Raw genomic sequence first — 25,171 nt, forward strand, 5'->3', positions numbered from 1 at the left:
TTTAGCGTTTTACCATTATCTGGAGAGTCATGATGAAGAAAGTGACCACCGTCTGCCCTTACTGTGCCGCGGGCTGCAAGCTGCAGCTGGTGGTTGAGGACGGGCGGATCGTGCGCGCAGAAGCGGCGATGGGCAAAAATAACCAGGGGACGCTGTGTCTGAAAGGCTACTACGGCTGGGATTTTGTCCACGATACCCGCATTCTGACGCCACGGCTGCAAACGCCAATGATCCGTCGCCAGCGTGGCGGCAAACTGGAAGCCGTTTCGTGGAACGAGGCGCTGGATTACGTCGCCACGCGGCTTAGCGAGATCAAAGCAAAATATGGCCCCGACGCCATTCAAACCACAGGTTCTTCGCGGGGTACCAGCAACGAAACTAACTATGTGATGCAAAAGTTCGCCCGCGCGGTCATCGGCACCAATAACGTTGACTGCTGCGCGCGCGTCTGACACGGCCCTTCGGTTGCAGGTCTGCACCAATCGGTCGGTAACGGCGCTATGAGCAATGCCATCACCGAGATTGATAACAGTGAGCTGGTGTTTATCTTCGGCTACAACCCGGCAGATTCTCACCCTATCGTCGCCAATCATGTGCTGAATGCGAAGCGAAATGGTGCCAAAATTATTGTCTGTGATCCACGGCGTATAGAAACCGCCCGGATTGCCGATATGCATCTGGCGCTAAAAAATGGTTCGAATATCGCGCTGTTAAACGCTATCGGCCACGTCATTATTGCGGAGGATCTCTACGACAAATCTTTCGTTGCCCAGCGTTCTGAGGGCTTTGAAGAGTACCGTAAAATCGTCGAAGGCTATCCGCCGGAGTCGGTTGAAGAGATTACCGGCGTCAGCGCGCAGGACATTCGCGCGTGCGCCCGACTGTATGCCCGCGCCACGACGGCCACGATTCTTTGGGGCATGGGCGTCACCCAGTTCTACCAGGGGGTAGAAACGGTGCGCGCTCTGACCAGCCTGGCGATTCTGACCGGCAATCTTGGCAAAGCGAGCGTCGGCGTCAACCCGGTTCGCGGGCAAAATAACGTTCAGGGGGCCTGTGATATGGGCGCCCTGCCGGATACCTATCCGGGCTATCAGTTCGTTAACGTTGCCGAAAACCGCGAGAAGTTCGCCAAAGCCTGGGGCGTCGAAAGCCTGCCGGCTCATACCGGCTATCGTATTAGCGAGCTATCGCATCGGGCAGCGAACGGGGAAGTCCGTGCAGCGTACATTATGGGTGAAGATCCGTTACAAACCGACGCCGAGCTGTCGGCGGTGCGTAAGGCGTTTGCGACGCTGGAGCTGGTGATTGTGCAGGACATTTTCATGACCAAAACCGCCGCGGCGGCCGACGTCATCCTTCCCTCGACGTCGTGGGGCGAGCATGAAGGGGTTTATACCGCCGCAGACCGGGGTTTTCAGCGCTTCTTTAAAGCGGTGGAGCCGCAGTGGGACTTGAAAACCGACTGGCAAATTATTAGCGAAATCGCCACCCGCATGGGCTATCCGATGCACTACCGTAACACTCAGGAAATCTGGGATGAATTGCGGCACTTGTGTCCGGATTTCTTCGGCGCCACCTATGAGAAAATGGGTGAGCTTGGGTACGTACAGTGGCCATGTCGGGATGAATCACCGGCGGATAAGGGAACCTCATGGCTGTTTGCCGATCGCTTCTCCACGGCAAACGGACTGGCGAAATTCTTCACCTGTGATTGGGTAGCGCCAATCGATAAATTAACGGAAGAATTTCCGATGGTGCTCTCGACGGTACGCGAGGTAGGCCACTACTCCTGCCGTTCGATGACCGGCAACTGTTCAGCGCTCTCGACGCTGGCCGACGAACCGGGTTATGCGCAGATCAATACCGCCGACGCAGCGCGTTTAGGTATTGCCGATGAAGCGCTGGTGTGGGTGAACTCACGTAAAGGGCGAATTATTACCCGGGCCAAAGTCAGCGAAAGGCCCAATAAAGGGGCGATTTACATGACCTACCAGTGGTGGATCGGCGCCTGTAACGAGCTGGTCACGGAAAATCTTAGTCCGGTCACCAAAACGCCGGAATACAAGTATTGTGCGGTGCGGGTAGAGGCGATTGCCGATCAGGCGGCAGCGGAACGCTATGTCATAGAAGAGTATGCGAAGCTCAAAGCACAACTACGGGAATGCAGCGAGAGTCATGCGTAATCGGCGTTGGGGAGGTTTCAACCTCCCCGGCGCGCCATCACCGCGTTATGACTTTAAGGCGTGATGAATTGAATCAAGAATCGGCTGGTAGCCGGTACAGCGACAGATATTACCTTCCAGCACATCCTTCAGTTGTTCATCACTCGGCTGCGGCACCTCTTGCAGCAGCGCGGTCGTGCTGACCAGCACGCCCGGCGTACAGAATCCGCACTGAACGCCGCCTTTCTCAACAAAAGCATTCTGCAATTTTTGCGTAATAGGGTTGTCGTTTAACCCTTCCAGGGTGGTGATTTCCGCCTCATCGCACTGTTCTGCCAGCACCAGACAGGAACAGACCGCTTTGCCGTCCATCATCACCGTACAGGCACCGCATTCACCAATAGAGCAGCCTTCTTTTGTCGCGGTTAGCTTCAGGGTGTTGCGAACCAAATCCAGCAGACGCATATTGCCTTCGACCTTAGCTTCCACCAGTTTGCCGTTGACCTTCACTTTAATGATACTCATCTCGTTGTCCTCGACAGGGCGCCGGGCGCCCTGCTTTCATTGATTATTGAGCGGATGCCTGCGTCATCATGTCGCGGAACATGCTGACAAAAACCGGCTGCTTATAGGCGGCAGACCAGCGTTTGCCGATCGCGGCATAAATCAGCTTGTCCAGCACCTCGCAGGCGCTATCAACGGTTTGCGGCGTGATACGCTGCCCCACCAGGCAGCGCTCGACATCGAGCAGACGCTGCGGTTTGCTGAATAACGCGCCGTCGACCAGACGGCAGTAGCTCACGGTACCGTCAGCAGTGAATTCCAGCAGCGCGGTTAAGCTCTGGCGGGTAATGTTCAGTGCATTACGACGTCCAAGCTGATGGTAGAACCCCTTCGCTTTTGGGTGCGTCGGCGGCGGAAGGATCACGCGCGTCAGCAGTTCATCTGGCTGGCGTTGCGTTTTGTAGCCAGAGAGCAGGAACTCGGCCAGTGACATACGCCGTGTGGCAGCATGGGAACGCAGTTCAACGCTGGCGTCGTAGAGAATCGACGGCGGGATGGAGTCACCACATGGCGCCGCGTTGACGATATTGCCGCCGATGGTGGCGCGGTTACGAATCTGGTGTGAGCCGACGGTATGACAGGCCTGCACCAGCAGCGGGTAACGTTCGCGCAGCAGAGGGTGGTCGGTAATACGGTTAAAGGTGACCGCGGCGCCAATCGACACTTCGTGGCTTTGCGGGTCTTCCGTCACCTGAGTCAGTTCACTGAGACGAGAAATATCAACCAGCTTCACCGATTTGGTTTGCAGACGCCCCTGTACGATAACATCGGTACCGCCTGCGATAGCCGTGACACCGTCACTTTTAAGCAATGCCAAAGCTTCATCCAACGTCTTCGGCCTTGTCACCGTAACGTCGGTCAGCCGTAGCACCTGCTTTTTGTTCTCCTGCTCGATCATCAGTTCACTTTGCCGCGCCGGTTTTTTCAGGTTATAGCCAAGAATCACCTGTTCCAGCGTCAGCGGCAGCTTATTAAAACGCGTGCCTAGCGCAAAACTCACGGCGTTATTGATGGCGGCGGCCGCCAGTTCAGTCGCCGGTTCACCGATACCTTTTGCCCCGAGCGGGCCTGCTTTATCCGGGTTTTCCACCCCGATTACCGTAATGGCGGGAATGTCCTTGATCGTTGGCAGCAGGTAGCTATCAAAGTTCTCCGACTTCACCTGGCCGTGCTCAATATTGAAATCTTCCAACAGCGCGTAGCCGAAGCCCTGCGCCACGCCGCCGCATACCTGCCCTTCAAAACCGACGGGATTGAGCACCTGACCGACATCATGCGCGGCGGTGACGTGCAGCAGGTCGGTCTTACCCGTGCTGATGTTCACCCGCACTTCCGCCACCTGGCAACCATATACCCAGGTGAAGTACGGGCTGCCACAGCCTTTTTCTTCATCCCAGTGGATCGGCGGCGGCACAAACCAACCGTATTCCGTCAGGCTGACGCTGGCCCATTTGGTTTTATTAACCGCATCTTTAAACGCGATACGTTGGCTATCATCTTGTTTATTGATGATAAAACCGTCCTGCCAGCGGGTATCTTCAAGTCGCGTCGCGCCGATGGTCTCACCCACGACGCTCAGAATACGGCGCTTAATTTTCTCTGCCGCGTCCAGAATCGCCCCGCCGCCAACCATCGTCCCGCGCGTGGCCGCCGTTGAGCCCCCGTCGCCAATCACCGAGGTGGGCGGTTCACTGAAGTGAATGTCGGCCATCGCGATCCCGAAAGCTTCAGCGGCGATTAACGACATGGTGGTCTGTAGCCCCTGACCGTTTTCCGACACCGACGTGGAGAGGTTGACGCTGCCGTCCTCGTTCACCTGAATCAACGCCGTTGAGGTATCGACCCCTTCCGCACCAATGGAGCAGCCGCGGTAGCTGAGCGCTAACCCAATGCCGTAGCGATATACGCCACCCTGTTCGTTCAGCACATGGTAATGCTTACGCTTGGCCATAAACTCCGCCGAGGCGGCGGCCTTTTTCAGCACCTCGAGTGCCGACACCGTATGCTGATCGAAAACCTGGCCAGTGACGGACGTATCGCCTTGACGTAATGCGTTGATTTCACGTATTTCAACCGGGGAAATATTCAGATACTCGGCAATTTCATCCATCAACGATTCATTCGCATAAACCACCTGCGGGGAACCAAAACCGCGCATCGCCGAGGTATAACTGTTGTTGGTGTATATCGCTTTCACATCGATATGCACATTAGGAATGGCGTAAGGACCTGCCGCCTGTACGGAAGAACGCCAGGTCACAAACGGTGATGATGCGGCATAGCCCCCGCTGTCGGCGAGAATATCGACTTTCATCGCCTGGATACGTCCGGCGTCGCTAAAGCCGACTTTGTATTTCATTTTGTACGGGTGGCGCTTGCAGCTTTCAATAATGGACTGTTCACGGGTATAGGCGAACTTGATTGGTTTTCCGGTCAACCGTGTCAACAGCGCGGAGCGGCAGGCAAGATGATCAATCACATCATCTTTACCGCCAAACGAACCGCCCATCACCGCGCGCTTGACGTTAATCTGGCTCTGCGGGCAGCCCATAAATTTGGCCACAAAGCCGCGCACGCGGTGCGGGTTCTGAATGGAGCCGGAAATAATCAGGCTGCCATCGGTAGGATCAAGCCAGGTCAGTACCACTTCCGGCTCAATGTAGGCGTGTTCCTGGAAGCCCACCTCATATTCGCGTTCAAGGATATGCCGGGAGTCGGCAAATCCCTTTTCGATATCGCCTTTCAACGTGTGGTGATGCGCAGCAATATTGTCGTCGCGCTCCGGGTGAATTCGCCGTGCATCCGGCGCCAGCGCGGATTCCACGTCGGTTAGCGGCGCATACGGCGTGTAGCGCACGTGAATTTTGTCGGCCGCTTCGCATGCCGCCTCATAGGTGGTTGCAGCGACGACGGCGATCACGTCGCCGTGAAAGACCACCTCATCTTTGACGATTGGCAGGTAATCTTTAACGATAACGCCGACCACCGGCGTGCCGGGAATATCCTGCCAGGTGGCAATCCTGACCACACCCTCTACCGCCAGCGCGTCGCTGAGATCCAGTTCTTCGATTTTGCCCGCCGGGATATCCGCATAGCGGCAGACGCCGTAGAGCATATCCGGCAACGTAATATCATCGCCGTATAGGGCGGTTCCTTTGACTTTCGCCAATCCATCCACGCGTCCTGGCGACGCTGAACGCAAAGCACACATAACGCTCCCCTTATTATCAATCCTGTAAGTAGTTACGGGAAAAGCCCATCGCTACGTACAAATCCAAGATTTATGCCAGAGATCAACGAGGTGGCTGTTAGGGTTCGTTTTTGTGATTGCGCCCGCGTTAATGGTCAATCACAGGGAGAAATCGGCCTGTCGAACGAGGAGTGGGCAGAGAATTCGTGTCGTGCTGTCGGTGAATTATCAAAGTAATAATCGGTTTTTATCAAAATAATAATGGCTTAGCGCGTATTAACCGAACATTCACTGTCAAGGGTCAGTAAAGGTCACGCTCCCTGCAGGCTAAGCGATTGACTTCGCCGCAAATAGTACGAAAATGTTCCCCACTCGTGACAACCCGAATAACGGCACCTATGACTTCCAGCTCTTTTCGTTTTTCCCGCCTCTCCACCCTGAAAAAGGCCAGCGCGCTGATCGTTGCCGCATTTTTACTGGTTAGCTGCGATTCGAAACAATCGACGACGCCCTCCTCTACCGTGAAACCGGGCAGTTCACAGCAGAGCAACGAACCGATGCGCGGCGTCTGGCTAACCACGGTGTCACGTCTTGACTGGCCGCCGATAAGCTCCATCAATGCGCCTGACGCCACCCTGCGCGTCGAACAACAGCAAGCCGCGCTGCGGGCAAAACTCGATAAGCTGAAAAGTCTCGGCATCAATACCGTTTTTTTCCAGGTAAAACCGGACGCAACGGCGCTGTGGAAATCGGACATTCTGCCCTGGTCTGATGTGATGACCGGCAATATTGGCGAATATCCTGGCTACGATCCGCTGCAGTTTATGCTCGATGAAGCGCACAAACGCGGCATGAAAGTCCATGCCTGGTTTAACCCGTATCGGGTTTCGACCAATACCAAACCCTCAACCGTCACCGCGCTCAATAACACCCTGTCGATGACGCCTCCGAGCGTGTTTGTGTTACATCGTGACTGGATTCGCACGGCCAGTGACCGTTTTGTCCTCGACCCAGGTATTCCGGAAGCGCGTGATTGGATCACCAGCATCGTTGCCGAGGTGGTGTCGCGCTATGACATTGATGGCGTGCAGTTTGACGATTATTTCTATACCGAAACCGCCGGCTCTTCGCTGAACGACACAGTCACCTTCCGCCGCTACGGTCAGGGGTTTGCCTCGAAAGCGGACTGGCGTCGACACAATACGCAGGAATTGATCGCCCAGGTCTCCCGCACCATTAAGCAGTTGAAGCCGAATGTCGAGTTTGGCGTGAGTCCTGCAGGCGTATGGCGTAACCGTTCGCACGATCCGGCGGGATCGGAGACTCGCGGTGCAGCAGCCTACGATGAATCCTATGCCGATACCCGTCAGTGGGTGCAGCAGGGTTTGCTCGATTATATCGCCCCGCAGATTTACTGGCCGTTTGCCCGTGATGCGGCGCGTTACGACGTGCTGGCCAAATGGTGGGCAGACGTGGTTAAACCGACCAACACGCGCCTTTATATTGGTATCGCACTATATAAAGTGGGCGAACCCTCGAAGAATGAGCCGGACTGGAGCATCGAAGGCGGTGTGCCGGAGCTGAAAAAGCAGATTGACCTGAATGAGTCCGCCGCCAACATCAATGGAACGATTCTGTTCCGCGAAGCTTATCTGGAACAACCGCAAACGCAGCAGGCCGTTGATTATTTAAGAAGCCGCTGGGGGAAATAATAACCACAAGGAATCAGCCACTACTGGCTGATTCCTTTAATAAAAATCGAGATAAGTTACATCGGTGTGAATTATAATCAGTAATATCTTTTTATCTCACCAATAATAAGAAAAAAAGCTTGCAGCCGCTGCAGCGGTACCCGTAGTATCGAAAACAAGCACAATGAATAAATAATAACAACGACCTCATCCCTCTACATTTCTTTCCCGTTTGGATACCCAATAATTCGCCCATTAACGTTCGCGTTATTCTCGATATATATGAGTACTATGACTAAAGACACCGTAATATCTCGTCCTCAATGGACGAAAAAGGACACCATCTGGATGATGGGTGTGTATGGCGCTACCGTCGGAGCAGGCACGCTTTTCCTGCCGGTAGAAATCGGCACGCGCGGTCCGCTCGTCTTTATTCTCCTGCTTCTACTCGGTTTCCCGCTATCGTTAGTGCCGCACGTGCTGATTTGCCGCGTTTTTATGCGCGATAATGCCGGGCAAACGCAAAACGACCGCACGCTGCCGCTCTTCGGCTCTTTCTTCGGCGCCAAAGGCCGTCAGGCGATGAAGCTGTTTTTCTGCGTCGCGCACTATCCTGTGACGTTGGTGTACGCTGTTTCGCTCATTAATGCCCTCAGCCATTTCCTTAACGAACGTCTGCATTTCACCGGCTTCAACCGCGCCTCTCTGACGCTGGTCGTGCTTGCGATTTTGCATCTCGTGCTGAGTAAAGGCCGCGATAAAGTCGTCAGTACTATGAGCGCACTGGCGTTACCGTTCGCCATCGCCATCATTGTGGTGGCCGCTTCGCAAATCCCGGCATGGGATATCAGCAACATCACCCACGCCTGGCAGTTGACTCACGCCACCTCGGTTGGTAATTCACTGAAAGATTTGTGGCTGACGCTGCCGCTTATCGCCTTTTCACTCTGCTCCGCGCCGCTGATTCCCGCGTTGGCCTCCTGGTATCGCGAACCGGGCAACGGTGGGGAAACCCAATCCGTTCGCGTGATTCGTCGCGCCTATGGTCTGATATTCTTCAGCATTATTTTCTTCGTACTGAGCTGCATTTTGAGCACCCCGCGCGAAACCTTTGAAATGGCCAAAGCGCAAAACCTCAACGTGCTGTCGGTTATCGGCGGTAATGACGGTATGAATGTGATGATCTATCTGGCGCCGCTGATTGCGATTCTGGGAATGACTAAATCATTTTTAGGTATTTCAATGCCGGTGGCCGAGACATTTAACGTCTTGGCAACGGACCTGTTGGGTATTAAACGGACCAGCCATATTAAGCAGATTAAATTAATGATTTCGGTCTTAATGTTTATCGTCACATCGGTGGTGGTTTATATTAACCCGGATGTCATTAATATGATCGAAACACTTTGTGGCCCGTTAATTGCCATTTTCCTGTTTATTATTCCAACCTGGTTAATCTTCACCCGGGCTGCGCTGAAACCGATGCGCGGTGTGGTCTCAATCATGGTGATGATCAGCGGCATTCTGACAGTATCCGCGCTGCTTTACGGGATGTTCTGAAAACAAGCTGACTCAAGGGTGGCATAGTGACCTATGCCACCCTCACGCATTAACGATAAACGTACATCCCGCCTTCCTTTCCCCGGCTAAACAGCACCTGCCAGAGTTCAATATCGCGGGCGCGAAATGCGCCGGCACAGGCACACAGGTAGTAATTAAACATCCGACGGAAACGCGGCGTATAACGTAGGGCCAGTTCGGGCCAGGCGTCGTTAAAACGTTGATGCCACGCCATCAAGGTTTTGTCGTAATCACTGCCAAAGTTGTGCCAGTCCTCCATGATCAGCCGTTTTTCGCTCACACTGGCGATCTGACGAATCGAAGGCAAACACCCGTTCGGGAAAATGTACTTGTTGATCCACGGATCGACGTTTACACCACTTTCATTGCTGCCAATGGTATGCAACAAAAACAGCCCCTCTTTCTTCAGGCAGCGGTCAACTACGCTAAAGTAGGTGTCATAGTTTTTCGGCCCGACGTGCTCGAACATCCCCACAGACACAATGCGATCGTACGTTCTATCCAGGTCGCGATAATCCTGAAGCAGAATCGTGACGTCTAAACCTTCACCGCGCTGCTGGGCCATTTTCTGCTGCTCTTGCGAGATGGTCACGCCATCAACGCTAACGCCATAGTGTTGCGCGGCGTAAGCTGCCAGCCCTCCCCAGCCGCAGCCAATATCCAGCAGACGCATACCTGGCTTGAGCTGTAATTTTTCACAAATCATCTTCAGCTTGGCATTTTGCGCCTGCTCAAGCGTCTCCGCTTCTCGCCAGTAAGCGCAGGAGTATTGCATGTGGGGATCAAGCATGCGGGCGAAGAGATCGTTGCCAATATCGTAGTGTTCTTTGCCAACAATCCAGGAACGTCGACGCGTCTGGAGATTAAATAATCGTGCACCGGCAATGCGCAGAATATCTTTCAGGTTTCCCGGCATCTGTTTATCCAGTTTGCCTTTGAGAATTTTATAGAACAACACATCCAGTCGGTCGCAATCCCACCAACCATCCATATAACTTTCGCCAAAACCGAGAGAACCTTGCTGAAAAACACGCTTAAAAAAATCAGCATGATGAACCTGAATATCCCAGGGGCGCGAACCGTTAATCTTAATATCCACCTGCTGAAGCAGTTCTTTAGCCATTCGCGACCAATTATCATTCAATTCTTCAACATTTATTACGTCAGAGCAAACCGTCGCCATAATCCTAATCCGTCATCAAGTCATTTTATTCTGCGTGAGATTATCATTGATAACACGATGGTATGTATTATGATGTCAGGACATTATTTATCGAGTAGACGCCATTATGGTCGACAAGCGCCCCCCTTTTTCCAGCATACAGCCTAAGAAGTGGTTTTCATCGCAGGATGATTCGATGAAAGAGCTGCCGCAGTCGGTTTATTTTCGCTCATATGTGCTTGAAGCCAATAATCATGTTGCCGACCACAGCCATGTCTTCACCCAATTCCATTTTGCCCGTACCGGTAGTATGCGCATCGACGTGGCGGGAAAATGTTGGGTGATACCGGCGCATTATGGAATCTGGATCCCACACAACATCACGCATGCGGTATGGGCGCTGGATGATGTGTACCTGGAGAGCGTGGATGTTGAACCGGCATTTTTACCCGAGCCGATCAACGAGTGTAAAATGGTGGCAATCAGCGATTTTGCCCGCGAATTCATTCATTATGCCACCACAAACACGCCAGAACGCTATGACATTTCTGGTAAGGAGGGTCAACTGGTGAGCGTGCTGCTGGATGTTCTTTTGCAGCTTCCGGAGGTGGAGTTGATGTTACCGTGGCCGCATGATGATGCTCTGATAAAGGTATGCAGAACTATTCAGGAATCACCAGGACTGGAACATTCAATGGAATATTGGGCCGATCATCTGGGCATGTCGGCCCGTACTTTTTCCCGTCATTTTAAAAAAGAGACCGGTCTACCTTTTAGCGCTTGGAAACAGAAAATGCGTATTCTGGAGTCGGTCATGCTGCTGAAGAAAAACAAAAATGTCACCGCCGTAGCGTTAGAGGTGGGCTATTCGAGCACGGCAGCATTTAGTTATGCTTTCCGCCAGGCCTTGGGCGTTCCTCCTTCCAGTTATTAATGGATAGGTTTGCTTCGTGGATTATATTTATAGATAAACGCACTCGATCTCCCGGTGAGCAGCTGGACTTCTTTAATGCTATATCCTTGCTGTAGCAACTGCTGAATTCTAATTTTATCCCGCTCAATGTTTTGCTTCTTTTCGTTTCCTGTAAGCGCTACAGCAGGTGATTTTATTTGCAAATGTAAACTGCAGAGATCTATTTTTTCCGCTGCCAGTCGGCACTGGGTTTTATCAGCGTCAAAATGTGTAGAGACTTCCCGCCAGATACGTAGAGCACGGCGGTAAAAACCTTTCGTTTCGTTAAGTTGGGCGAGCACAATGAGTGCATTAACTTCTGCGGACATAATCAAAGACCCAGTAATGAATGAACAGTACGCGTATGCGCTATGGCTGACTTCATTTGTATGATAAATACAAATTCCCCGTACTGTCTACGGACAACCTGCTCTTTTTACATACTGATTTTTCATACTTTCCATGCCTGAATGGCATCGTTGCGGTACCAGACAGTAGAAAATTGGCCCAATTTCATCGAAAACTGGCTTTCAGCCAATGGCGAGATTTTGCCGCTGCCGCATACTGTCTTCAGTGACCCCAACACAGGATTTTGACGATGGACATCATGCAAATACGCAATGCGACTCAGTTGATCGCTTATGCGGGTAAACGTTTCCTTGTTGACCCAATGCTGGCGGCAAAAGACGCCTATCCTGGCTTTGCAGGCAGCGCACGTGCTCACCTTCGTAACCCGATGGTTGAATTGCCAGTCCCCATCGAGCGCCTGCTGGATGTGGACGCCATCATCGTGACACATACCCATCCCGACCATTGGGACGACGCTGCGGCGGCTTTGATTCCGAAATCTATGCTGATTTATGTGCAGAATGCCAGCGACGAGGCCATGCTCCGCGCTCAGGGGTTTACCCAATTACGCCAGCTTTCCGACACCAGCCGCTATGGCGATATCATGTTGACCAAAACCGACGGTCAACATGGTTCTGACGCCGCCTATGCGATTCCTGAACTGGCTCAGCGTTTGGGAGAAGCCTGCGGTGTGGTATTCCAGCATCCTGATGAAAAAACGCTCTATCTGCTCGGAGATTCAATCTGGACCAAAGGTATCGAAGGGAACCTGCGCCAGTATCAGCCCGATGTGCTTATCATGAATACCGGTTGGGCACACCTGCTGGGTTTTGGCCCCATCATCTTCGGAATGGAAGATGTCCTCAAAGCCCACAGCCTGTTACCGCAAGCGCAGATCGTCGCCACCCATATGGAGGCACTCAATCACTGTCTTGTTACGCGCAGCGCCTTGCTGGAATATGCGCGCGATAATCAGATTGAAACCTTCGTCAGTGCCCCGGCCGATGGTGACACTGTCACCTATTAACAAGAGAAAAACGCTATGACCACCACCTCGGTTGCTATCGTCGCCAGCGAAGGCTTCAGCACATTTCATTTTTCGGTTCCGCTGATTCTGTTTGGCGATAGCGTCAGCAGCGAAAAGCGTTTCACTCGCTATATTTGCGCAGAAACGCCTGGAATGGTCTGGTCTAAGGAGGGCACGGCGGTCATCGCTGATGCTGATTTTTCTACCCTTGCGCAATGCGAGATTGTCATTGTTCCCTACTGGCGGGATGTGGATGAAAACCCCTCACCCGCGCTGCTCGCTGCACTGGTCGCCGCGCGTCAAAATGGCGCTACGCTGGTCGGTCTGTGCCTCGGCACCTTCGCATTGGCTTATGCGGGGTTACTGGACCATCATCGCGCCGTGACCCACTGGGAGTTTGAAAACGCGTTTCTGCGCTTATTTCCCGACGTGCGGCTCGACGTCAACGTGCTTTATACGGACGATGACGGTCTTATCACCTCCGCCGGTACCGCCGCGGCGCTGGACTGCTGTCTGTACGTTATCCGTCAGCGTTTTGGCACAAAAGTAGCCAACCAGATAGCCCGACGGATGGTCACGCCGCCCCATCGGGAAGGCGGCCAGACGCAGTACATTGAGCAAGCGCTGCCGCAACGGAGCTACGATAAACGCATCAATAATCTGCTGGATTTCTTACAGCAGAATCTCGAGACACCGCTCAGTATTGATCTGCTGGCCGAACGCGCAGCAATGAGTCGTCGCTCTTTGACCCGCCATTTCCAGAAGGCCATGGGGATGTCGATTGGGGAATGGGTGACGACAGAGCGACTGCGGCGAAGCCAACGACTGCTGGAGAGCAGCCAGCTGTCCATTGAGCAGGTTGCGGAACGTGCAGGCTTTCAGTCATCTATCACGTTTCGTCAGACCTTTCGTGAAAAAATGGGCGTCAGTCCCGGCGAGTGGCGTAAGACGTTTCAGGGATGAAGCGCCCGATGTTATCCACAGAAACGGTGCACAACCTTGTGGGTAAATAGCCTAAAAGCCGTTGATTATTGGCATGTTCATACATTGTACAAGGGCGCAACAGGTATCGCGCCCGGAAGGACGGTTTCGCTCTACTCGCTTTAGCTTACCAGCTAAAGGAACGAACCAGCGACAGGTCCCAGGCAGTCGCAAACAGTGAAATGAACAGAATGATGTTAACGGCAGTCTCGATACGCCTTTCCATTTTGATTCTCCTTATGTCACTGCAACCATTAAACATGGAAAACCTTAATGATTTATTCTGTGTATTGGGTTTAAAGCCTAACACAATATCGTACATAATCATCCGCAGCGATGAATTCATCATAAAGCTTACGGGCAGGATTATGAATACGAGTATGCCAGTAGAAACGTGACCACCCCTGCTCTTTGGCCTCATTTAGCACGAAATGCATCAGCTGACGAGCAATACCCTGACCGCGAAACGCCGGATCAACGAACAAGTCTTCCAGATAGCAGATGGGTGAACTTACCCAGGTCCCTTCGTGCAGAACACAGAGCGCGAATGCCGCCACACGTCCATCCACCACGGCAACCCGGCCAAAAATTGGCGATTCAGGGCTCAGTATCCGCTGCCAGGTATGCTCGGTGATCTCATCAGCAAGGCTGCTGCCATAAAAGTCGTTATATCCTTTCCACAGCGCTAACCACTGAGCTTTATCTTCTGCCTGAATGGGACGATTCACAACGTTCACGTGTCACCTCTTAGCTGAGCTGATAGTACTTATCGACGGTAAGGCGCGCAGGTATCTCTGTGGCATCGTTCATTTGCAGCAGGTCGATCTCGATGGCATTGCAGATGGCATCCAGCGGTAAGTCATTATTTTCCATACCGAAGGGTTCTTCAAGCTCTTCTGCTAACGTATCCAGCGAGATAAAGGTATACGAAATCAGCACCGAGACAAACGGCGTCATATAGTGCAAATCAACCACCAACGCGAAAGGCAGCATGATGCAGAACAGATACACCGTACGGTGAAGAATCAACGAATAGGCGAAGGGTACCGGCGTGTTGGCAATACGCTCGCAGCCCGCCAGCACGATAGACATATCGTTAAGACGGATATTCAGACTGTGGAACAGAATATCCGACAACTCACCCGCCCGACGACGTTCCGCCAGCCACTCACCCATGATCAACAGAATTCGGTTCGCCGGAGACTGTGCGGCCAGCACCTGGTTAAGATGCGGCTCGCTAAGATACTTTGCCAGCACGGCACGTGTCGGCTGACGGCGTAGAGTCAGACGAAGACAATGGGCAAAGGCAATCTGCAAACCTACAAATTCACTGACATGCGGATCGTCATGCAGCGTATTTTTGACCTCGCGAAGCAAAGAGCGTGAGGCGATCATCAGTTGGCCCCATAGTTGCCTCGCCTCGACGTAGCGTGAATAGCAGGCGTTATTGCGAAAACCCAGAAAGATTGCAATGGCCACGCCGAGAATACTGAACGGCGCGACGGTCAATTTCACGCCAAGCGACGAATACCACGGCAAAATGAGGATCACCACAATCGACAACAGAAAGTTGAGCAGTAAACGCGAGAAAATTTTTGGCAGTACCGAGCCGTGCCAAACGAAAATGCGAGCCAGCCAGTGCTGGTGAGGACGAACGATCATTTTTATATCAATCAGGTTAATAAGTTGTGTATTAAACGTGATCTTCATCATGTATTCAAGCGATGATCAGGCGGTAATGATATGCTTTGCGGCGCTCCATCTTACTGGCAGACCCTTTTGCTCGATGTTTCATGAGGATAATAAGCGAATAAAAAATGTATGTTGTAACTAATAAAGCAGGCTAGCAACGATGCATCGCCCTCTTTGCGTTTGGTCGCACAACAAACAAAAAACCCGGCCAGTGCCGGGTTTACAGCTGCGATCAGGCCGTGATTAGCAAAGCGGCTGTACCGCTTTACGCATGCCCTGAGTCAGAATAGCGTCGAGGTCAGCAGCGACTTGTTCGACCAATCCAGAAACCTGTGTAAGATCTTGTTCCCAGTGTTCGCTGACAGACAGTACCGCGCTGACCAGATCGGTGGTGCTAATCTGTTGGTCGCGATGTTGCGCCCACAGCTGCTGGTAACGTTCAATCCAGTGCGCATCATCCTGCACCGGATAGGCTTCACCGTTACGTTCTGCGCGATAGAAGGCAATCAGAGCAGCCAACGCAAAAGTGAGACGCGCAGGCAATTTACCGCTCGCCTTCTGCCCTGCCAGCAGCTGCGGCAGAATACGGGTACGGAATTTCGTCATACCGTTCAGCGCAATAGACAGCAGTTGGTGCTTGATATACGGGTTACGGAAACGACCAGTTACCGCACTCGCAAACGACTCCAGCTCGTCTTTCGGCAGGTCCAGCACCGGGATGATTTCCTGGTGGATCGCTTTCTCAACGAATGCGCAGATTTCCGCATCGTTCATCGCTTCACCCACGGTATCAATACCTGCCTGGAAAGCTACCGGCACCAGCGCGGTGTGCGCACCGTTCAGAATCGCAACTTTACGTTCTTTATACGGCTTGATGTCGTCAACAATCAGCACGTTCAGCGCCAGTTTATCCAGACGCAGTTCGCTGGCTAGTGATTTTGGCCCCTGAATCACGAACAGGTAGAAGTGCTCAGCGGTATCGAGGAAACCGTCTTTATAACCCAGTTCCGCTTCCAGTTGAGAGGCTTCATCACGCGGATAACCGGTCACGATACGGTCAACGAGGGTTGAGCAGAAGGCGTTAGACTCATTCAGCCAAGTCATGAATTCTGCCGGCAGCGCCCACTCCTGCGCGTAACGAACCACCAGCTCGTGCAGGGCTTCACCGTTATAATCAATCAGTTCGCAAGGAATGATCACCCAACCTTTATCCGCCGCACCGTTGAAATGGCTGAAGCGCTCGAACAGCAGACGAGTCAGTTTTGCCGGGTAGCTAACCGCCGGTGCATCGTCAAACTTATCGCCTGCGTGATAGCTAATACCCGCTTCGGTGGTGTTGGAAAACACAAAACGCATGTCCGGGTTATGAGCCAGCTTGAGGAATTCTGCGTAATCGTTATAGGCGCTGATTTCACGGTTGACGGAGCGGATCAGGCGCGCATCGCTCACCGCTTCACCCTTCTCATTCAGACCGCGAATAATCGTGGTGTACAGGCCATCCTGAGTACTCAGTGAAGGCGGGAAGTCGCTGGCGATCGGACGAACGATAACCACGCCTGAATTCAGGTCGGTTTTTTCGTTCAGCAGGTCAATCTGCCAGTCAACAAACGCGCGCAGGAAGTTTCCTTCGCCAAACTGGATAATACGTTCAGGGTATTGGGCACCGGGGAAATCATGGCGGTTAAGTGTTTTCACAATGGGTTCCTTTCTGGATTAGTCATACAGCCTGCTCAATTGGTCTAATAACTTATCAGATTTTCCGCTTATGAAACCCTGTTTTGATCAAAACTGCGAGAATAAATAGTGAGTCTATAAAAATTTGTAAAAAATCGAGGTCGCCGTCAGCGTACCGTCTGGCATAAGGGCATAGCGCGGCACTTCGCCCACTTTCTGCCATCCGCAGCGCTGATAGAAGTTTTCCGCCCCGCTGCCAGTGGCAGTATCCAGCACCAGCACGTTTTTCCCCGCATCAACCGCAACCGCTTCCAGTCGCTGCATCAGCGCTCGCGCAATGCCGCCGCGACGGGCGCGTTCGTGTACTAACAGTTTTGCCACGTCGGCACGATGCGGTTGGTTTTCTGGCTGATCGATAATCAGCTGAACGGTACCGACAATCGTCTGGTCGACATCTTTGGCCACGAGAACCACGCGTTCGTCGCGCCCAACGCTGGCGGCAGTTCGCCGCCAGAATGCCAGCGCGGTATCGTGATGAAAAGGCAGCATAAAGCTAACCGATGCGCCGCCATTGACGCAGTTGGTCAGGACGTCAGACAGCGGCTCAAGATGGGAGAGAATCTCCGCTTCAGAAAAGGTATGCAGCGTAAATGATGCGTTCATGATGGCCTCCTGGAAAATGAGGTTATCACTATTGCGTTAACTTATTGATAACACAATAGGTCTTATCATCGCAGTTTCTTATGATGCGCTAATGCGCAAAAATCTGGTTCTTACCACGACGTTTTGCCTCATACAGCGCGCTGTCCGCCGCCTGTAGCCAGTCGGAGACTTCCAGCATTTCCGGCAGCGCGTCGGCAATCCCAATGCTTAGCGTGAGCGTCTGGCGATGATCCGGACGCTCCGTCACCACCGCGGTAGCGTCCATAATTCGCTGGGCGATTGAGCGCCCTTCTTCAAGCGTGGTATCCGGGAGCAGGATAACAAATTCATCGCCGCCCAGACGTGCGGGAGTATCCGTTGGCCGGGTCGCCATCTGCAAAATTTGCGACACGGTTTTGAGCATCACGTCGCCCACCTTATGGCCGTAGCGATCGTTAATCTCTTTGAAATTGTCGACGTCGATAAACATCAGCAGCGAATGGCCGCAGTCCCGTTGCAATCGAATCAATTCCCATGAAATACGCTGCTCCAGCAGACGACGATTGGCGATATCCAGCAGCGGGTCGAGCATCGCAATACGTTCCAGTTCCTGGCTCTTCAGCCGCAGCTTGACGGCAATGCTATCGGTAAGCAGACTCAGTGCCAGAACATATAAGGAAATCAGTGGCAGCGTCGCCAGCATCGTGCGTTGACTTACCGCGCCATAAAATGGCATACCGATCACTACCCAGCTGATCGCAAATCCCGCCAGCATGGCCAGCGCGGCTTTACGCATCAACATTTGTCCCCCCGCAGAGAGCCTGTCAGTCAGCAGGATCGTGGCAATCGCGACTGATGGCAGCGGATTCATCGCCATCATCGCTATCCAGAAGCCACCCACTCCGGCATCCCATAACAGGTTCTGTTGTTCAACCTCACGGGGTATTGGCGCGAGCATGGCACGCAGATAAGCTACGGTGGGCCAGACAAAGGCGTTCAACGCCAGTAAGATCTTCAGGTATTCAGGTCGATGAAGTTCGGCAAGAACGGAGAAAATAGGCAGAAAACAGAGGAAGGTGCCGAGCATCCGCATCAGAAACATCCGTCTGACAAACCGGGTTCCCACTCCCCCATTGTTCGCAATAAGTTTGTCAAAACTCTTCATAACACAATTTATTCCGATGCGATGCCAGCCGTATCATATTGAGGGCGGCATGTCGAAACAAGCTATCAAAATAGATAGCTTTTCAGAATAAACTTAAGCGTGCTAGCGTTCGTTACGGTTCATCTGGATGACCAGCCAGTGGTGAATAACACCCACAATATAGCGCTGTTGATCCGCACTCAGCGCCTGCCCCTGCGGGATATGGTGCCATTTTTCCAGGCAGCCGCGACAGCAGGTAGCGGTGGCGTGCTGGGCAATAAATACCGGGTGACCACGCATCGGTGTCTGCTTACCGTCGTTCTTCGGCTGTGCGGGCGCCAGACGCCCGGCGATAAAATCGGCCGCATGGCTATCGATAATCTCCGGGCCTTTATCAATACAGTACTGCCGCTCTTTTGCGCCAAGGCGAAAGCGGCTGCGGAAGGTTGAACGCTGCAGCCGCGCAAATAAACTGTCGAGAGTATCCATCAGTAAACTGAACGTCCTATCTGCTGCGTCAGCGCCTCCAGGGCTGCCACGCCGGCCAGAGAGTTACCCGCGTCATCCAGTTCCGGGCTCCAGACGGCTATCGCCATTTCGTGCGGTACGATAGCAACCACGCCGCCGCCCACGCCAGATTTCGCTGGCAGCCCTACTCGCCAGGCAAATTCGCCGGCGTTCTGGTACATACCGCTGGTCGCCATCAATGCATTAACCTGCCGCGTCTGCATGGGGGTGATCACCGGCGTGTCGAGATGCAGCGCCTGCCCCTGGTTGGCAAGAAACAGAAAAGTCCTCGCCAACTCTACGCAGTTCATCTCAAGCGCACAGTAATGGAAATAATTTTGCAGTACGGTCGCCACGTCGTGATGGAAGTTACCAAAGGATTTCATTAGCCAGGCGATCGCCGCATTCCGCGCCGAATGTTCAAACTCCGAGCGCGCGACCTGCGCGTCATAACCGATGTTCGACACGCCGCTCAGCTTACGTACGATCTCCAGCATCCGCTGGCGCGGTGCGCTGAGTCGCCCTTGCAGCATATCGCAGACCACCAGCGCGCCAGCGTTAATAAACGGGTTACGTGGAATACCCTGTTCAATTTCCAGCTGTAAAAGAGAGTTAAACGGCTGCCCGGAAGGATCTTTACCCACCCGCGACCAGATCTCCTCGGCCTGATAGTGATTCATCGCCACGACCAGACTGAGGACTTTGGAAATTGATTGAATGGAGAATCGCTCGTTGGCGTCGCCAGCGCTAAAGTGCTGCCCATCGACGGTACTGATAGCGATCCCCAGTTTTTTGCCGCTTACGCAGGCCAATGCCGGAATATAGTCCGCCACTTTCCCCTGCCCAATCAGCGGCCTGACGTCGTCGAGGATCGACGCCAGCATGACATTATTGATAACCGTAGCCACTTACCACTCCTTGCCCACAGGCTATTTTCGGCCAGGGAGTATAGCAGAGCGTAAGGGCTACGTCGTTTCGCTTATCGACGATCTTTCCATACCGTTTGAACGTTACAGAATTCGCGCAGGCCAAAATGCGACAACTCACGACCAAAGCCGCTCTTTTTCACGCCGCCGAAGGCCACGCGCGCATCGCTGGCACTGTAGCCGTTGATAAACACGCCGCCGCACTCCAGCTCGTCGGCAAAACGCTGCGCCTGTATCGGGTCCGCGGTAAAGACCGTTGCCGACAGACCAAACTCACTGTCGTTCGCCAGCGCCAGCGCGTGATCGGCATCGCGTGCGACGGTGATCGCGGCCACCGGGCCAAACATCTCCTGACGGAAGGCGGTCATCGTCGGAGCCACATTGACCAGCACGGTGGCCGGATAATAGTTGCCTTCACTGCTGGGCAGTTCGCCGCCCAGTAAGAGAGTCGCCCCTTCGTTAATCGTCGCCATCACCTGACCATGCAGCTCATCACGCAGATCGAAACGGGCCATTGGGCCGAGATAATTTGCTTCATCCCGCGGGTCGCCCATTTTCAGCGCCGCGACGGCAGCAACAAACTTGTCGGTGAACTGCTCGGCAATGCTCGCTTCCAGAATAAAACGCTTAGCCGCCGCACAGACCTGTCCGGTATTCTGATAGCGGCCAATCACCGCCGCTTGCACCGCCGTATCGATGTCCGCATCGTTCAGTACGATGAACGGATCGGAACCGCCCAGTTCCAGTACGCACTTTTTCAGCGCGGCACCCGCCTGCGCACCAATCGCCTTACCCGCGCGCACGCTGCCGGTAACAGTGACAGCGGCAATCCGTGGATCGTTAATGATTTGGGAAACACCGTCATTCGTCGCATTCACCCAATTAAAGACGCCTGCCGGAACGCCCGCTTGCGCAACGATATCACCAATCAGCGCCGCACAGCCCATGACGTTCGGCGCGTGTTTCAGTAGGTAACTGTTCCCCGCCAGCATAATCGGCACCGCGCCGCGCAGAACCTGCCACAGCGGGAAGTTCCATGGCATCACCGCCAGCACAGGCCCCAACGGACGGTACTCGATAACCGCCTGATGGTTTTCCACCTGGGTTGCTTCGGTCGCCAGCATCGCCGGGCCATGTTCGGCATACCAATCGCACAGATGGGCAGATTTTGCCACTTCACCGCGCGCCTGATTAATGGGTTTACCCATTTCGCGGGTGATGCACTGCGCCATCTCTTCAGCCCGCTCGCGCAGAACGCGGCCAATGGCGCGCAGGGCATCGGCACGCTGCGCGACGGACGTTTTGCGCCACTGACGGAAAGCGTTATCGGCCAGGGTAATCGCCAGATCCACGTCAGTAGAGGACGCCCACGGCAGCGCGGAGAGTGTTTCGCCGTTGGCCGGGTTAACGGAGACGGCATGGGTTGCAGGTGAAGTCATCTTTTTCTCTCTGATTGATTGCGTCATGGTGACATCCTCACCTATTCTTCCGTTTATGAAAACTGAATAATATTAACCGAACCATTCACGATATGAGAAAGTCATGGATTTAACTCAACTGGAGATGTTTAATGCCGTCGCCCAAACCGGCAGCATTACTCAGGCCGCGCAGAAGGTGCACCGCGTGCCGTCTAATCTGACCACTCGCATTCGCCAGCTGGAAGCCGACCTTGGCGTCGATTTATTCATTCGTGAAAACCAGCGTCTGCGCCTGTCGCCAGCGGGGCACAGCTTTCTGCGCTACAGTCAGCAAATTCTCGCGCTGGTCGATGAGGCCAGAATGGTTGTCGCTGGCGATGAGCCTCAAGGGCTGTTTGCACTCGGTGCGCTGGAAAGCACCGCCGCCGTGCGCATTCCGCAGACGCTGGCGTCCTATAACCGCCGCTACCCGCGGATCCAGTTTGATCTGGCCACCGGCCCATCCGGTACCATGATCGACGGCGTACTGGAAGGTACACTGAGCGCCGCTTTTGTCGATGGTCCGGTGATGCATCCTGGACTCGACGGCATGCCGGTCTATCAGGAAGAGATGATGATTGTCGCCGCCCACGGCCATCCCCCCATTACCCGTGCCAGTGAGGTCAACGGCACCAGCATTTACGCGTTTCGCGCTAACTGTTCCTATCGTCGTCATTTTGAGAGCTGGTTTCATAGCGATCAGGCCACGCCAGGGCGTATTCACGAAATGGAGTCTTATCACGGCATGCTGGCCTGCGTGATCGCCGGCGCCGGGTTGGCATTAATGCCGCGTAGCATGCTGGAAAGTATGCCCGGGCATCAGCAGGTCTGCGCATGGCCGCTGGCCGAGAAATGGCGCTGGCTAACGACCTGGCTGGTGTGGCGGCGCGGCGCGATGAGCCGCCAACTGGAAGCGTTTATTGCGCTGCTTGATGAACCTGCGTGACCAACGGCTTCGTCATAAATACGCTGAGCGGATCCGGTTGATACGGCGCAAACGCCGCGCAAATTTGATAGCCACTGCGCGTGTACAGGTTAATTGCCGCATGCTGATGAATTCCGGTTTCCAGCTGCAACGTGGTGCAACCGCGTTGCAGTGCCACCGTCTCCAGCGCTGTCAGGAGTTTTTCCCCGAGCCGCTGGCCTCGGTGCGTCGGGTCGATAAAAACACGTTTCATTTCACCGCAGCCGTCGTCTGCTAATACGATGGCGCCGCAGCCGACAGCGGTTTTCCCCTGGCGAATCAGCATGACGATAATCTGGTTTTCCGGCAGCGCCGCAAGGTCAATCAGGTGGTTACTTTCTGTCGGATAGAGCGTGCTCTGATATTTATCCAGCTCGTGAATCAACGCGCTGACATCCGGGTCGGCAGGGGAAGTGATAGCGATCGTGTACATGGCAGGCTCCTGTTTATTTTATCACCCCACTCTATCATTCACCCTCATGTCGTCTCATAGCATTAACTTATATTGTCGGCCGGGTATTGCGCTAACCACTTGTTAACGAGTAGCTTTATCCCCTGTCGTTTGCCCATGTAATGGAATAACCATGAACACGAAAGCCCGTAAAGTCATGATCATCGGCGCCGGTAACGTTGGCGCGTCAGCTGCTTATGCGCTACTGAATCAGAATATTTGCGAAGAACTTATCCTGGTCGACCTGAACAAGACCCGCGCAGAAGCGCATGCTCAGGATCTTAGCGATGCCGCCGCCTATATGCCCGGCATGATGACCATTACCTGTCGCGATGCCAGCGACTGCGCCGATGTGGATATCGCTGTGATCACGGTGTCCGGCGGCGCATTAAAGCCGGGTCAAACCCGTCTGGATGAGTTAAAAAGCACGGCCAAAATCGTCCACAGTATCGTGCCGCAGATGATGGCAGGCGGCTTCAACGGCATCTTTCTGATCGCCACCAACCCGTGCGATATTATTACCTGGCAAGTCTGGCAGCTATCCGGCCTCCCTCGCAGTCAGGTCATCGGCACCGGCGTGTGGCTGGATACCACGCGTCTTCGCCGCAAGCTGGCGCAGGATCTGGATATCGGTGCGCAAAGCATTGACGCCTTTATTCTCGGCGAGCACGGCGACAGCCAGTTTCCGGTCTGGTCACACTCTTCAGTCTATGGCTCGCCAATCGAACAGGTTTATCGGCACCGTACCGGCCGCGAACTTGACCGCCAGGCGATGGCCGACAGCGTGCGCAAGCTGGGTTTTGAGATCTACGCCGGTAAAGGCTGTACCGAGTATGGTATTGCGGGAACCATTGCCGAGATCTGTCGCAATGTCTTCACCGGTAGCCACCGTGCGCTGGCCATCTCCTGCATTCTTGATGGCGAATATGGCGTGAACGGCGTCGCTATCGGTGTGCCTGCCGTGCTGGCGCAAAGCGGTGTTCAGCAAGTTATTGAGCTTCAGCTGGAAGCGGACGAACAGGAAAAGTTCGCCCGGTCGGTTGAGGTGATTAAAGCGAATATTGCGCTATTACCCTAGTTCTGAGTCAGTCCACCCGGCTGAGCACAGCGACGCCGGGTTAATCCAGAAACACCTTACCCTGCAAATAGGTTCTCGCCTTCCCGCTCATGAAGACCCGTTCTCCCCGCCACTCGCAGCGTACATCGCCGCCACGGGCGGATACCTGACGCGCCAACATCTGCGTTTTCCCCAACTTTTCACCCCAGTAAGGAATCAACATCGTGTGCGCCGAGCCAGTCACCGGATCTTCCCAGACCGCTTCGCCTGGCGAGAAGAATCGGCTGACAAAATCGTATTCGCCGTCGCCTTTCGCCGTCACCGACACTTTATGTTCGCCCGGTATCATCGCGCCGATATCCGGTTGCAGTGCTTCAACCTGTTGCTGATTCTCCAGTTCAATCACCCATGCGCGGCCTTTACGCGCGTGGCGATACTCGCCGATCCCGAGCGCACGCAGCATCTCTTCTGGCGGCAGCGCTTCTTCGGTCACACTGATGGGGAAATCCAGCGTCAACCATTCACCGCGACGGGTCACGGTTAAACGACCAGATAGCGTCTCAAAATGAACTCGCTCATCCGGATAGTCGAGATAGTTGAACACCACATGGGCGCTGGCCAGCGTGCCGTGACCGCAAAGGTTAACTTCATGACGCGTGGTAAACCAGCGCAACGCAAAGCCACCTGGCTGTTTCACAATAAACGCGGTTTCCGACTGATTATGTTGTTGCGCCATTTTAAGCAGCAGGTCATCTGCTGGCCATGATTCCAGCAGACAGACTGCCGCCGCATTGCCCCCAAAGGCTCGGTCGCTAAAGGCATCAACCATAAAAAAATCAATCTCGTGCATATTTTTCCTCTGCATTATCTCCACGTTATCGCAAACTGACACAAAATCTTAACAACGACAAGACCCTTTTTTCTGCAATCGGTGACACTGTCACTCAAACTTAAAATGAGATCTGAATCACATAATGATTGTGTTTGCAGCAATAA

General features: G+C 53.7%; 22 protein-coding genes. 8 read left to right on the top strand and 14 right to left on the bottom strand.

The window, feature by feature from the left end:
* Positions 1 to 32 precede the first annotated feature (32 nt).
* Positions 33 to 2,186, top strand: a complete 2,154-nt coding sequence (fdhF, locus tag ACW14G_RS00245) for a formate dehydrogenase subunit alpha (protein ID WP_455648419.1) — start codon at positions 33 to 35, stop codon at positions 2,184 to 2,186.
* Between the two features lie 45 nt (positions 2,187 to 2,231).
* On the opposite strand, the gene ACW14G_RS00250 is transcribed toward fdhF, so the two are convergent.
* Positions 2,232 to 2,690: a (2Fe-2S)-binding protein gene (locus tag ACW14G_RS00250; RefSeq protein WP_163446383.1), complete on the bottom strand. Its 459-nt coding sequence runs from the start codon at positions 2,688 to 2,690 to the stop codon at positions 2,232 to 2,234.
* A 43-nt stretch (positions 2,691 to 2,733) separates the two neighbouring features.
* Complete coding sequence (locus ACW14G_RS00255; RefSeq protein ID WP_249023255.1) at positions 2,734 to 5,940, bottom strand: molybdopterin cofactor-binding domain-containing protein; 3,207 nt, start codon at positions 5,938 to 5,940, stop codon at positions 2,734 to 2,736.
* Between the two features lie 377 nt (positions 5,941 to 6,317).
* Between ACW14G_RS00255 and ACW14G_RS00260 the strand changes: the two genes are divergently transcribed.
* Positions 6,318 to 7,631 (top strand): glycoside hydrolase family 10 protein, encoded by a 1,314-nt coding sequence (locus tag ACW14G_RS00260; protein ID WP_411908116.1) that lies wholly within the window; start codon positions 6,318 to 6,320, stop codon positions 7,629 to 7,631.
* A 327-nt stretch (positions 7,632 to 7,958) separates the two neighbouring features.
* Positions 7,959 to 9,170: an amino acid permease gene (locus ACW14G_RS00265; protein WP_249023254.1), complete on the top strand. Its 1,212-nt coding sequence runs from the start codon at positions 7,959 to 7,961 to the stop codon at positions 9,168 to 9,170.
* A gap of 49 nt (positions 9,171 to 9,219) precedes the next feature.
* On the opposite strand, the gene cfa is transcribed toward ACW14G_RS00265, so the two are convergent.
* Positions 9,220 to 10,374, bottom strand: coding sequence for a cyclopropane fatty acyl phospholipid synthase (gene cfa / locus ACW14G_RS00270; RefSeq protein WP_249023253.1), 1,155 nt, complete (start codon positions 10,372 to 10,374; stop codon positions 9,220 to 9,222).
* A 175-nt stretch (positions 10,375 to 10,549) separates the two neighbouring features.
* Here cfa and ACW14G_RS00275 point away from each other — a divergent pair, with 175 nt between their 5' ends.
* Positions 10,550 to 11,287, top strand: coding sequence for a helix-turn-helix transcriptional regulator (locus ACW14G_RS00275; protein ID WP_223802647.1), 738 nt, complete (start codon positions 10,550 to 10,552; stop codon positions 11,285 to 11,287).
* Here the strand turns inward: ACW14G_RS00275 and ACW14G_RS00280 are convergent.
* Complete coding sequence (locus ACW14G_RS00280; protein WP_163446387.1) at positions 11,284 to 11,634, bottom strand: PerC family transcriptional regulator; 351 nt, start codon at positions 11,632 to 11,634, stop codon at positions 11,284 to 11,286. The two genes, ACW14G_RS00275 and ACW14G_RS00280, sit on opposite strands and share 4 nt — an antisense overlap.
* Before the next feature lie 269 nt (positions 11,635 to 11,903).
* Here ACW14G_RS00280 and ACW14G_RS00285 point away from each other — a divergent pair, with 269 nt between their 5' ends.
* Both ACW14G_RS00285 and ACW14G_RS00290 read left to right on the top strand, forming a co-directional pair.
* On the top strand, positions 11,904 to 12,680 hold the full coding sequence (locus tag ACW14G_RS00285) for an MBL fold metallo-hydrolase (protein WP_249023252.1): 777 nt from the start codon (positions 11,904 to 11,906) through the stop codon (positions 12,678 to 12,680).
* Between the two features lie 15 nt (positions 12,681 to 12,695).
* Complete coding sequence (locus ACW14G_RS00290; RefSeq protein WP_163446389.1) at positions 12,696 to 13,643, top strand: GlxA family transcriptional regulator; 948 nt, start codon at positions 12,696 to 12,698, stop codon at positions 13,641 to 13,643.
* 314 nt (positions 13,644 to 13,957) lie between these two features.
* On the opposite strand, the gene ACW14G_RS00295 is transcribed toward ACW14G_RS00290, so the two are convergent.
* The 8 genes from ACW14G_RS00295 to sad all read right to left on the bottom strand — a co-directional run bounded on the left by ACW14G_RS00295 (position 13,958) and on the right by sad (position 21,685).
* Complete coding sequence (locus ACW14G_RS00295) at positions 13,958 to 14,398, bottom strand: GNAT family N-acetyltransferase (protein ID WP_163446390.1); 441 nt, start codon at positions 14,396 to 14,398, stop codon at positions 13,958 to 13,960.
* Positions 14,399 to 14,408: 10 nt separating this feature from the next.
* Complete coding sequence (locus ACW14G_RS00300; RefSeq protein ID WP_163446391.1) at positions 14,409 to 15,323, bottom strand: bestrophin family protein; 915 nt, start codon at positions 15,321 to 15,323, stop codon at positions 14,409 to 14,411.
* 273 nt (positions 15,324 to 15,596) lie between these two features.
* Positions 15,597 to 17,048, bottom strand: coding sequence for a tagaturonate reductase (locus tag ACW14G_RS00305; protein WP_223802650.1), 1,452 nt, complete (start codon positions 17,046 to 17,048; stop codon positions 15,597 to 15,599).
* A 114-nt stretch (positions 17,049 to 17,162) separates the two neighbouring features.
* Positions 17,163 to 17,690 carry a GNAT family N-acetyltransferase gene (locus tag ACW14G_RS00310; protein WP_167575800.1) on the bottom strand — a complete coding sequence of 176 codons (528 nt, stop codon included), beginning with the start codon at positions 17,688 to 17,690 and terminating at the stop codon, positions 17,163 to 17,165.
* 88 nt (positions 17,691 to 17,778) lie between these two features.
* Positions 17,779 to 18,771, bottom strand: coding sequence for a sensor domain-containing diguanylate cyclase (locus tag ACW14G_RS00315; protein ID WP_249023250.1), 993 nt, complete (start codon positions 18,769 to 18,771; stop codon positions 17,779 to 17,781).
* 165 nt (positions 18,772 to 18,936) lie between these two features.
* Entirely contained in the window at positions 18,937 to 19,302 is a 366-nt protein-coding gene (locus ACW14G_RS00320; RefSeq protein WP_163446395.1) for a DUF4186 domain-containing protein, read from the bottom strand.
* A complete protein-coding gene (gene glsB, locus ACW14G_RS00325) occupies positions 19,302 to 20,228 on the bottom strand; it encodes a glutaminase B (RefSeq protein WP_223802651.1) in 927 nt (308 codons plus the stop codon). Before glsB ends, ACW14G_RS00320 begins: the two co-directional genes overlap by 1 nt.
* A 71-nt stretch (positions 20,229 to 20,299) precedes the next feature.
* Positions 20,300 to 21,685, bottom strand: a complete 1,386-nt coding sequence (gene sad, locus ACW14G_RS00330) for a succinate-semialdehyde dehydrogenase (protein ID WP_249023319.1) — start codon at positions 21,683 to 21,685, stop codon at positions 20,300 to 20,302.
* A 103-nt stretch (positions 21,686 to 21,788) separates the two neighbouring features.
* Between sad and ptrR the strand changes: the two genes are divergently transcribed.
* Complete coding sequence (gene ptrR / locus ACW14G_RS00335; RefSeq protein ID WP_419058742.1) at positions 21,789 to 22,649, top strand: putrescine utilization regulator PtrR; 861 nt, start codon at positions 21,789 to 21,791, stop codon at positions 22,647 to 22,649.
* Here ptrR and ACW14G_RS00340 read toward each other — a convergent pair.
* Positions 22,621 to 23,100 (bottom strand): GNAT family N-acetyltransferase, encoded by a 480-nt coding sequence (locus ACW14G_RS00340; RefSeq protein WP_249023248.1) that lies wholly within the window; start codon positions 23,098 to 23,100, stop codon positions 22,621 to 22,623. The two genes, ptrR and ACW14G_RS00340, sit on opposite strands and share 29 nt — an antisense overlap.
* Before the next feature lie 151 nt (positions 23,101 to 23,251).
* Between ACW14G_RS00340 and ACW14G_RS00345 the strand changes: the two genes are divergently transcribed.
* The gene (locus tag ACW14G_RS00345; RefSeq protein ID WP_163446399.1) at positions 23,252 to 24,196 is read left to right on the top strand and encodes an L-lactate dehydrogenase; all 945 of its coding nucleotides are present in this window, start codon (positions 23,252 to 23,254) and stop codon (positions 24,194 to 24,196) included.
* Between the two features lie 40 nt (positions 24,197 to 24,236).
* On the opposite strand, the gene ACW14G_RS00350 is transcribed toward ACW14G_RS00345, so the two are convergent.
* Positions 24,237 to 25,025 (bottom strand): PhzF family phenazine biosynthesis protein, encoded by a 789-nt coding sequence (locus tag ACW14G_RS00350; RefSeq protein ID WP_249023247.1) that lies wholly within the window; start codon positions 25,023 to 25,025, stop codon positions 24,237 to 24,239.
* Positions 25,026 to 25,171 lie beyond the last annotated feature (146 nt).

It is taken from the genome of Kluyvera sp., from assembly GCF_965301105.1.

Excerpts from the sequence above, each read along its gene's own strand:
- ACW14G_RS00300 (WP_163446391.1), bottom strand. The coding sequence starts at position 15,323 with ATGATCGTTCGTCCTCACCAGCACTGGCTGGCTCGCATTTTCGTTTGG.
- ACW14G_RS00290 (WP_163446389.1), top strand. The coding sequence starts at position 12,696 with ATGACCACCACCTCGGTTGCTATCGTCGCCAGCGAAGGCTTCAGCACA.
- ACW14G_RS00345 (WP_163446399.1), top strand. The coding sequence starts at position 23,252 with ATGAACACGAAAGCCCGTAAAGTCATGATCATCGGCGCCGGTAACGTT.
- ACW14G_RS00275 (WP_223802647.1), top strand. The coding sequence starts at position 10,550 with ATGAAAGAGCTGCCGCAGTCGGTTTATTTTCGCTCATATGTGCTTGAA.
- ACW14G_RS00260 (WP_411908116.1), top strand. The coding sequence starts at position 6,318 with ATGACTTCCAGCTCTTTTCGTTTTTCCCGCCTCTCCACCCTGAAAAAG.
- cfa (WP_249023253.1), bottom strand. The coding sequence starts at position 10,374 with ATGGCGACGGTTTGCTCTGACGTAATAAATGTTGAAGAATTGAATGAT.
- ACW14G_RS00320 (WP_163446395.1), bottom strand. The coding sequence starts at position 19,302 with ATGGATACTCTCGACAGTTTATTTGCGCGGCTGCAGCGTTCAACCTTC.
- sad (WP_249023319.1), bottom strand. The coding sequence starts at position 21,685 with ATGACTTCACCTGCAACCCATGCCGTCTCCGTTAACCCGGCCAACGGC.
- ptrR (WP_419058742.1), top strand. The coding sequence starts at position 21,789 with ATGGATTTAACTCAACTGGAGATGTTTAATGCCGTCGCCCAAACCGGC.
- ACW14G_RS00280 (WP_163446387.1), bottom strand. The coding sequence starts at position 11,634 with ATGTCCGCAGAAGTTAATGCACTCATTGTGCTCGCCCAACTTAACGAA.
- ACW14G_RS00250 (WP_163446383.1), bottom strand. The coding sequence starts at position 2,690 with ATGAGTATCATTAAAGTGAAGGTCAACGGCAAACTGGTGGAAGCTAAG.
- ACW14G_RS00310 (WP_167575800.1), bottom strand. The coding sequence starts at position 17,690 with ATGAACGCATCATTTACGCTGCATACCTTTTCTGAAGCGGAGATTCTC.
- ACW14G_RS00265 (WP_249023254.1), top strand. The coding sequence starts at position 7,959 with ATGATGGGTGTGTATGGCGCTACCGTCGGAGCAGGCACGCTTTTCCTG.
- ACW14G_RS00285 (WP_249023252.1), top strand. The coding sequence starts at position 11,904 with ATGGACATCATGCAAATACGCAATGCGACTCAGTTGATCGCTTATGCG.
- ACW14G_RS00340 (WP_249023248.1), bottom strand. The coding sequence starts at position 23,100 with ATGTACACGATCGCTATCACTTCCCCTGCCGACCCGGATGTCAGCGCG.
- ACW14G_RS00255 (WP_249023255.1), bottom strand. The coding sequence starts at position 5,940 with ATGTGTGCTTTGCGTTCAGCGTCGCCAGGACGCGTGGATGGATTGGCG.
- ACW14G_RS00315 (WP_249023250.1), bottom strand. The coding sequence starts at position 18,771 with ATGTTTCTGATGCGGATGCTCGGCACCTTCCTCTGTTTTCTGCCTATT.
- ACW14G_RS00350 (WP_249023247.1), bottom strand. The coding sequence starts at position 25,025 with ATGCACGAGATTGATTTTTTTATGGTTGATGCCTTTAGCGACCGAGCC.